The organism is Megasphaera sp. AF13-6AC (assembly GCF_027685385.1).
GTDB lineage: Bacteria > Bacillota > Negativicutes > Veillonellales > Megasphaeraceae > Megasphaera > Megasphaera micronuciformis.
Window position 1 is genome coordinate 21,075 of record NZ_JAQCUN010000006.1, and the last position, 6,235, is coordinate 27,309.

General features: G+C 45.1%; 5 protein-coding genes and 1 pseudogene. 2 read left to right on the top strand and 4 right to left on the bottom strand.

Features of this window, described 5'->3' with window-relative positions; all coding sequences use genetic code 11:
• Positions 1-195 precede the first annotated feature (195 nt).
• Positions 196-1,116 (top strand): 4Fe-4S cluster-binding domain-containing protein, encoded by a 921-nt coding sequence (locus tag PGX78_RS00915; protein WP_270444890.1) that lies wholly within the window; start codon positions 196-198, stop codon positions 1,114-1,116.
• Positions 1,117-1,157: 41 nt separating this feature from the next.
• Here the strand turns inward: PGX78_RS00915 and PGX78_RS00920 are convergent, their stop codons facing one another.
• Positions 1,158-2,564 (bottom strand): FAD-binding oxidoreductase, encoded by a 1,407-nt coding sequence (locus PGX78_RS00920; RefSeq protein ID WP_270444893.1) that lies wholly within the window; start codon positions 2,562-2,564, stop codon positions 1,158-1,160.
• An 89-nt stretch (positions 2,565-2,653) separates the two neighbouring features.
• On the opposite strand from PGX78_RS00920, the gene PGX78_RS00925 reads away from it, so the two are divergent.
• Positions 2,654-3,391, top strand: coding sequence for a gamma-glutamyl-gamma-aminobutyrate hydrolase family protein (locus PGX78_RS00925; protein ID WP_270444894.1), 738 nt, complete (start codon positions 2,654-2,656; stop codon positions 3,389-3,391).
• Between the two features lie 33 nt (positions 3,392-3,424).
• Here the strand turns inward: PGX78_RS00925 and PGX78_RS00930 are convergent, their stop codons facing one another.
• The 3 genes and pseudogenes from PGX78_RS00930 to PGX78_RS00940 all read right to left on the bottom strand — a co-directional run.
• Complete coding sequence (locus tag PGX78_RS00930) at positions 3,425-4,711, bottom strand: DUF445 domain-containing protein (protein WP_006940862.1); 1,287 nt, start codon at positions 4,709-4,711, stop codon at positions 3,425-3,427.
• 1 nt (position 4,712) lies between these two features.
• Positions 4,713-5,978 (bottom strand): DUF445 family protein, encoded by a 1,266-nt coding sequence (locus PGX78_RS00935; protein ID WP_270444897.1) that lies wholly within the window; start codon positions 5,976-5,978, stop codon positions 4,713-4,715.
• Positions 5,979-6,016: 38 nt separating this feature from the next.
• Positions 6,017-6,235 (bottom strand): annotated as a pseudogene (locus PGX78_RS00940) (MBL fold metallo-hydrolase); the annotation flags it as partial.

The following is a 6,235-nucleotide window of genomic DNA, read 5'->3' on the forward strand; positions in this document are numbered from 1 at the left end:
AGCTATCGAACTCAAACGTTTGAAGGAAATGGAAAACAGCGATCCCGCTGCTAAACACTTTGATGAAGAAACGGTAGAAGTACACTAATTTGTTATACGACTACCTTGCATCTGAAAGAGGTCGACCTTATACTAAGGTCGACCTCTTCTTTTATGAAGAAACATGAAAACCAGCTAACAAGGATAGGTAAGACTATGGAAGATTCTCAGACCTTAATTTGTAATGATTGCCCCCGAAATTGTAATATGGCACGTTCCCTCTACGCAAATGCCGTGCCGCTGAAAACAGGGTTTTGCCGTAAAGCCTTTCAACCTACTGTGGCCAGAGCCGCACTGCATCATTGGGAAGAACCGTGCATTAGCGGCACAAACGGATCTGGTGCCGTTTTTTTCGGCGGGTGTAACTTACAATGCGTTTTTTGTCAAAATGCGGAAATCAGTCATCGAGATTCAGGCATTGCCGTAACCCCTGAAATCCTAAAAAAGATCTATACCGATCTCATCTCTCAAGGAGCACATAATATCAATCTGGTCACACCGACTCATTACATACGAGCCGTAACCGAAAGTCTGGATACCCACTTGTCGGTTCCGGTGATCTATAATTGTGGCGGTTATGAAAAGATTGAAACCATACGTCTTTTAAAAGACAAAATTCAAATTTGGCTACCCGACTTAAAGTATCTGGACGAGGCTGCAGCCACTCGCTATGGTGCCGCTTCCGACTATCCCCGGGTAGCTACAAGAGCTATCAAAGAAATGTACGAACAAACCGGCCCCTTTGAGACGGATGACCGGGGATTGTTGACGCGCGGCGTTATTATTCGGCACCTTATTTTGCCGGGAAACACGGAAAACTCCAAACGAGTCATAGATTGGGTGGAAAACAATTTTTCGGAAGGCCAGGTCCTATTCAGCCTTATGCGCCAGTACATACCGCACGGTAAGGCTCATGAATATCCGGAAATCGCTCATCCTTTGACAGCTTCCGAATACAGCCAAGTAGAGCAATATTTGTTTTCGACGACCATTGAAGACGGCTTTGTACAGGAAGAAGAAAGTGCCGACAGTCGCTTCATTCCGAAGTTTGACGGCACAGGCGTTCCCGTTAAATAAAAAAGGTAACCCTCACAGTCATACTGCAAGGGCTACCTTTTTTATTTATCAATATCAAAAATTTTTCCGGGGTTCAAAATTAAATCCGGATCCCAGGCCTTTTTCAGAGCCTTCATTAATTCAAGCTCCACAGGGTCCGTATACGTTACCATAAAGGCCTTTCTGACAGTTCCTATACCGTGTTCTCCTGATATCTTGCCCCCTTTGGCATAAACAGCGGTATAGGCTTCTTTTTCGTATTCTGCCAAACGTCGTTCCCATTCTGCATCAGTCAGTCCGTTTCTTAAAATATCCAAATGAATATTGCCGTCTCCCGCATGACTTACGCCGCGAAAACACAACTCCGTACGTTCACCGATATTCCGCAATTCCTGAAGAAGCTCTGCAATACAATCCGGGGGAACAACAAAGTCCTCCATAGCGACAGGCCCTTCTGCCCCGGAGGCTTCGGAAAAAATCTTTCGTGCTTTCCAAATTTTATCGGCATCAGCCATAAAAACCTCTGTAGCCCCGCAGGTCCGACAAATTTTATCAACCTGCATACAAATGTCGTCAGCCTCATCTTCATTGCGGCAATCTACCTGAATGATCATATAATTACCCTTTTCAGACGCCACTTGTCGCTCTCCGGTAAAACGCTCTACGGCACGTATCGATTCATTATCCATAAATTCCAGACAAGTTGTCTCTATCCGATTTTTAGGTAAGACGGTTACCAGTGACAACGCCTCCTGTGTCGATGAAAAAACAGACAGTATATGGACGCTTACAGGGGGCAAGGGAACCAGCCGGACAGTAACTTCCGTAATAATTCCCAAAGTTCCTTCGGCTCCGATAACAACTTTTTCTAAAGCATATCCGGTAGAGGACTTTTTCAGGCGACCGCCCAATTCGACAATCTCCCCTTTAGGCGTTACCATTTTAACGGCATAAACCTGATCTCGTGTCGTCCCGTACTTTACGGCACGATTGCCGCCGGCATTGGTAGCCGCATTACCGCCTATAAAGCAAATGTCACCGCTACAGGGGTCCCCGGCATAAAGAAGTCCCTTTGCAGCGGCCATTCTCTGCAAATCTGCTGTAATAACCCCTGCTTCAACACGTGCATACAGGCACTCGTCATTAATTTCCAAAACGGCATTCATGCGTTCTGTCGACAATATAATGCCTCCATACTCATTAGCCACAGCCCCGCCTTCAAGACCTGTTCCGGCACCGCGGGGAATGACGGCTATATGGTATTTGACAGCCAGTTGTATCACAGCGGCTACCTCTTCTGTCGTGGCCGGTAATACCACGGCTTCGGGCAATCTATAAGCTTTACGTTCCGCCCCCTCATCTTGACCGTATAAAAAAAGTCTGTCCTTTTCCGTCAGCACATACTTATTCCCTACAATAGCGACCAAGTCCTTAATTATATTCTCATTCACAACCGTATAGGTTTGCATGATTTTTCCCCCTTTATTACATTGACACACGGCCTGAGCCTATGCTAGAATCACTGACACTGTAAATTAATCGAAACGAGGCGATTCATATGTTAAGACCCCTTATCGGAATTAGCGGCAATTGTTTTGGCACCCGCCCAGCTCCCCTTCGTTCAGGTGTTAACGATGCCTATATCCGCGCAGTTACCGATGCCGGTGGTACACCCTTTATCCTCCCGTATACGGATGATACGGAAGCTGTGGAAAATATGATATCTCATTTAGACGGACTGCTTTTATCAGGTGGGCAAGATATCTATCCCCCCCGCTACGGTGAAGATGTATTACCTAAGTGCGGGCCCCTAAATCCCGGAAGTGATCGCTTTGACTTTCTGCTCCTTGAATCGGCAGAAAAGAGAAAGCTGCCGATTCTGGCAATTTGCCGCGGCCTACAAGTTGTGAACGTCTTCCACGACGGTACCTTGTATCAAGATATCTCCTATATGCCCGAAGAATCCGTTGCCCATAATTTAAAAGGAAATCGAGATCTTCCGGCACATACCATAATGATTGAAGCCCACTCTCGATTACAAGACATTTTAAAAAAGACGGAATGGTCTGTCAATTCGCTACATCATCAAGCCGTAAAAGAGGTCGGCAAAGGTCTGGTCGTAACGGCCCGAGCCAAAGACGATGTGGTAGAAGCTTTGGAGCTGCAAGACTATCCTTATTTACAAGCCTATCAATTTCATCCGGAAGAAATGTATGCCTCCAACTACTTCGCAAAACAACTCTTTTATGATTTCATAAAAGAGTCTGCTAAATATATGATCAGTCCTCTTAAATAACAGAAAAGCCATGGATTTTTCCATGGCTTTTTCTTATGAAAGGAAGAACGCTCGGATAAAGGGAGCTACGTGAGGAGCATAAAGACCTTCTACAAAGCCGAAGACCAGAAGGCCGATAACTGAGCCTACCAGTGCCCCGTTAATGCGAATCCACGCCAAATCTTCACCAACTTTATTTTCCAAGAATTCGTTGAATTTACGCTTATCAAACCCCGACAATACTTCACGTACGGCGACACCGATAAGAGAGTGTTCGTGTTCGAGCACCACTTCAACACAGCGGCGAATCTGATCATCGAGCCATTGCTTGATTTCCGGATGTTCATTGCAGTAGTCCAAATAATTCATAAACTCACTTTCCAACAAATCCTGCAACTTTTCCTTACCTATAGGACCTGTGGCAAAATAGCTCTGGCTGGTTTTATAGGTGGCCTTAAACCATTTTTCAATGGGTAGAGAATCAACAAATCTATCTTGCCAACTCTGTACCGTATACGTAAGCTGCCCGTTCATGGAGTACAGGCGCATTTCCAGTTTTCGGCATAACCACTGCCGTTTAACAGGGTCCGCTTTTTCCCAACTCGTAAGCCAAGCCAACAGGCCGCTTTGTACATCAGCGGCTATCTTGCTCATATCGACCATACCCGTAAAGCGATTAAGCATAACAATAACATGAGGTGTCGTCTTCGATTCGTTCAGCCATTCCTTTAACGATTGTTCTAAAATTTTTCTGAATCCGTCCGTAGCGACACCTTCTTTTAATAAGCCGATTCCATCATCCAATAAGTGACTCTGCTCGTCTTCTAACAGAGCTATGAATCGATCCTGCACAATAGTTAATAAAGGTTGCCGTTTCAAATAGTCGCGAATATGGCGGATAATCGTTTCCTGCGTATCTTCTTTTCCTGTATATGTATAAATCTGTTTAGCTCCTTCATACAGAAGGTTACGAAACCGTTCTCTACCCTCAGTCGTATCCAACCACTTATTAAAAGTTTCAACAAAGGAGATTTTATACAATTTTTCACGCCACATATGAGGCTGTAAAAGCTTTTCCGACACAATTTGTGTCATGCCGTCTATAATTTGATTGCGATGTGTATGCACCAATTCCGTGTGCCACGGAAAGCCGAGAGGCTTTTCAAATAAAGCCGTAACGGCAAACCAGTCGGCAATACTGCCGATTAAAGCCGATTGAAAGACAAACAGAGCCAACTTTATGCCAAGTGTCACTTCATGGGTACACCAATACCAGAAAACACCGAAAAAGCAGATGAAAGACAAGGCCAAAATCAAATCCGCCCGTTGACGATAATTCATACTATTGGCCTCCCTTCGCAATGAACATTCCGATATAAATAAGCGTTCCCAAAGCAGCCCCTACCAGAGAGCCGTTAATACGTATCATCTGCAAATCATACCAAACACCGGATTCTAACTGCTTTGCCAAAACACCGGTATCATACTTGAGAATTTCTTCTTCCGCCGTCTTACCGAACCATTCCTGCACTCGCTTCAGCTCTCTTGCCGCTAAAGCCAGAATATAGCGATTTAACTGATCTACCTGGTCAGGGCTTGATTTCCACGACTCCAACCGTTCAATAGCATATGAAGCAGCTGAATAGCAGACCCGACTCTGACGATCTTCATCCAGTACATAACGCTGCCAAGCTTCCTTCATATCCGGTCGAGAAATTAAATGCCTGTAAAACCGAATCTTATATGCCTCAATACGTTCTTGCCATTCCTGATTGTGTTCCAACCGATCGGCTTGCTTCCAAATAAAGCTTACAACCGATTCTCGCTCAGGCGTACCTTTTACCTTCACTTGTGCCAATTTTTCTCTTAGCTTGCGTTGCAAAACCGTAGCTACGTTCTCGGGACTGAATACATCACTGGCCAGTGCCGCTTTGACAACAAGTGCATAGACAAAGTTCCGTTTTTCATATTGATGTAATGATTCTTTATAAATATCTCCGATATATGCATGTAAAGTCTTGCTTTCAGTCAACTGTTCGCCCGTGAGAACAACAAAATCCACAAAAGCATCTCCCGCTTCACCCGAAAGACCGGCCTTAACGGCCTTGGACATCATGGGTGCAATATGAATCCGTTCAATAGCCCCTTCTCCATAGCGAGAAAATGCTTCGACAATGGCCCGTAAATCAACGGTATACAAGAAGGTGTTCAACACTTGTCCCAAAACTCGTTCAGCCGACTGAAATCCTTCTTTTGTGTGTAAATAAGTTAAACTGGCTTCCAATACAGGATGATTTTTCAGCACCGAATACATATTAGAAACCGTCAAAATCTCGCTGACAATCATATGTCGGGCCGTTTCAGCAATACGCGTCTTACTGCGAGGAATCAGAGCCGTCTTGAAGGAAATGCCCAAAGGTTTACGAAACAAAGCCGTAACAGCATACCAATCGGCAAGACCGCCGATAAGAGCTGCTCCGCTCAAATGAGAAAGCAATCCACCCCAAAAGAAATCTTCCATTGGAAATGAAATGAGAAAACAAAGTGCCGCCCCCATCAATATATAATCGGCAATATGCGTGCGTCGCCGACGTATCTCTTCTGCCATAATATCCTCCTCACATATGCCTGCCTATCCACAAGTGCCTACCACTGACGGCAGTCTCCGTCTTTCTGCGGTATCCACAAGGGCGTACTCCCGTACTTCTCAGTAAATTCCGCCGACGGGTCCCACACGGACCCGAAATAATGCATAGGTATCAAGCATAAGTCTACTTTTACTTGATTTAAAAAGGCTGAAACACCCCATTCACGAGTACGGCCCAAGCGTGCGTCTACAGGAAAAAAGGCCAAATCCGTTTCACC